General features: G+C 66.8%; 1 protein-coding gene. It reads left to right on the top strand.

The features are described from left to right. Positions 1 to 209: 209 nt before the first annotated feature. Positions 210 to 1,397, top strand: coding sequence for an IS701 family transposase (locus ACWD5O_RS37105; RefSeq protein ID WP_450088169.1), 1,188 nt, complete (start codon positions 210 to 212; stop codon positions 1,395 to 1,397). Positions 1,398 to 1,619: the final 222 nt, after the last annotated feature.

Below are 1,619 nucleotides of genomic sequence, written 5' to 3'. Positions count from 1 at the left end.
TCCGTCGACGCCGCCACCAAGCCCGCGCCAAGGCCAGCCACTACACCCGACAAGCCCTCATCGAGCCATGATCACGATCCCCGGCTGGAGTACTAATACTCCAGCCGCACTTTCAGGTTCGGAGTCTGCGCTGGTAGTGGCTGGTTCGAGCGCGGTACTGGTGCCGGCGCCGTCACGACGTCGATCGTACTATGTAGACTTCCGGTCTCGTGACAGTGGATCTTGTGGCGGGCTGGGTTGCGGGCCTGGACGACGTGATGGCGCGTATCGCGCGCCGGTTCGGACGGGTGGAACCGCGCCGCCGGGCCAGGGGTTACCTGCTCGGGCTGCTGTCGCCGCTGGCGGGTAAGAACAGCTGGACCATCGCCGAGGCTGCCGGCGACAGCACCCCGGACGGAATGCAACGGCTGCTCAACAATTTCCGGTGGGACGCCGACGCGGTCCGCGATGACCTGCGCGACTATGTGGGTGAGCACCTCGGCGAGCCCGACGGGGTCCTGATCGTCGACGAGACCGGCTTCCTGAAGAAAGGCGTCAAGTCCGCCGGCGTGCAACGGCAGTACTCCGGCACCGCTGGACGGATCGAGAACTGCCAGCTCGGCGTGTTCCTCGCCTACGCCAGCAGCAAAGGACGTGCCCTGATCGACCGCGAGCTCTACCTGCCACAACGCTGGTGCGACAACCCGGCGCGGCGCGTCGAGGCCGGCATCGGCGAGCAGGTGACGTTCGCGACCAAACCCGCCCAGGGCCTGGCCATGCTGACCCGCGCCCTGGACGCCGGGCTGCCGGCGAAATGGGTCACCGCCGACGAGGCATACGGCAAGGACGGCAAGTTCCGCGCCGCGCTGCAACGCCGGCACGTCGGCTATGTCCTTGCCGTCGCCTGCAACCAGAAGATCCCCACCGAGACCGGCAGTTCCCGCGCCGACGCCCTCGCCGCCCGCGCACCGGACCCGGCATGGAAACGCCGCAGCTGCGGCGACGGAGTCAAAGGCCCTCGACTCTACGACTGGGCCGTGGCATCTCTGCCCGACACCGGCACCGCCGAACACGGTTACCGCCGCTGGCTGCTGATCCGCCGCAACATCACCGACCCCACCGAACTGGCCTACTACCTGTGCTACGGCCCGGACGACACCACCGACGAGGAACTCATCCGCGTCGCGGGCACCCGCTGGGCGGTCGAAGAATGCTTCCAGACCGCGAAGAACGAGGTCGGCCTCGACGACTACCAGGTCCGCCGATACGACGCCTGGTACCGCCACATCACCCTGGCCATGTGGGCCCACGCGTTCCTCGCCGTCACCGCCGCGGCCTCAAAGGGGGCAGCGATCCCGAACGAGACAGACTCATCCCCCTCACCCTCGGCGAGGTCCGACGTCTCCTGGCACACCTGATCACCATCATCCGCCACCAAGATCATATCTGGCGATGGTCCCGGTGGCGACGCCGCCACCAGTACCGCGCTCGAACCAGCCACTACCAGCGCAGACTCCGAACCTGAAAGTGCGGCTGGAGTACTAACCTCGGTCTTTCACGGCGGTCGTGATCTTGAGGGCTGAGACTGTTGGGTAGAGACAGCGAAGTGCCTACCACGTAAGGAAAACTGACCGGTGTCG

The sequence above is a fragment of the Micromonospora sp. NPDC005161 genome, from assembly GCF_053599855.1.
Note: the sequence above shows the minus strand (reverse complement) of the source record. Positions and strands in the feature narration are given on the sequence as shown.